This window comes from Amycolatopsis kentuckyensis (assembly GCF_002155975.1).
GTDB lineage: Bacteria > Actinomycetota > Actinomycetes > Mycobacteriales > Pseudonocardiaceae > Amycolatopsis > Amycolatopsis kentuckyensis.
In genome coordinates this window covers 1-540 of the sequence record NZ_MUMI01000805.1, presented here as the reverse complement: position 1 = coordinate 540, position 540 = coordinate 1, and the positions used below count along the sequence as shown (strand labels likewise).

The following is a 540-nucleotide window of genomic DNA, read 5'->3' as shown; positions in this document are numbered from 1 at the left end:
GATGCCCGACCGTCGCGGCCGGCGGGTTCAGGCGGACCTCGCCGCTGTCCGGCTTCGCGAGGCCGGCGAGGGTCCGCAGGAGTGTCGATTTGCCGGCGCCGTTGACGCCGACCAGGCCGACGACGTCGCCGGGTGCCACCACGAGGTCGAGGCCGGAGAAGAGGATGCGGTCACCGTGGCCCGCGGCCAGGTCCTTCGCGACGAGAGTTGCGCTCATGAGGTAGCCGAGTCTACGACCTCGTGGTGAACTGTCAGATCAAGGTCAAAACCACCGACAGTGTGTGTCCCGTGGCGCTTTGATCACTCACTGTGGGTACCCTGTTCGGTTGTCAGTCCCGCAGCCTGTCAGTGCGACAACACAGTGAGGTCGGTGAACAGCATGGGCGAGCCCGCTCCCCCGGTCACCCTCGGCCGCAGGCCGAAACCGAGGGAAAGCCGCCCGTCCGCGCCCCGGCCCACGGTGAGCCGCCGCCGCGAGGTCAGTCACGCCAGCGCGCGGTCGCTGCTGATGACCGTCCTCGGCGAGTACGCGCTGCCGCG

Annotated in this window: 1 protein-coding gene; it reads right to left on the bottom strand. The window is 69.3% G+C overall.

Annotated elements, in window-relative coordinates; translation table 11 throughout:
- Positions 1-217 (bottom strand): ABC transporter ATP-binding protein (locus CCN39_RS48100; RefSeq protein WP_143264484.1); only part of this gene is annotated, 217 nt, incomplete at its 3' end.
- Positions 218-540: the final 323 nt, after the last annotated feature.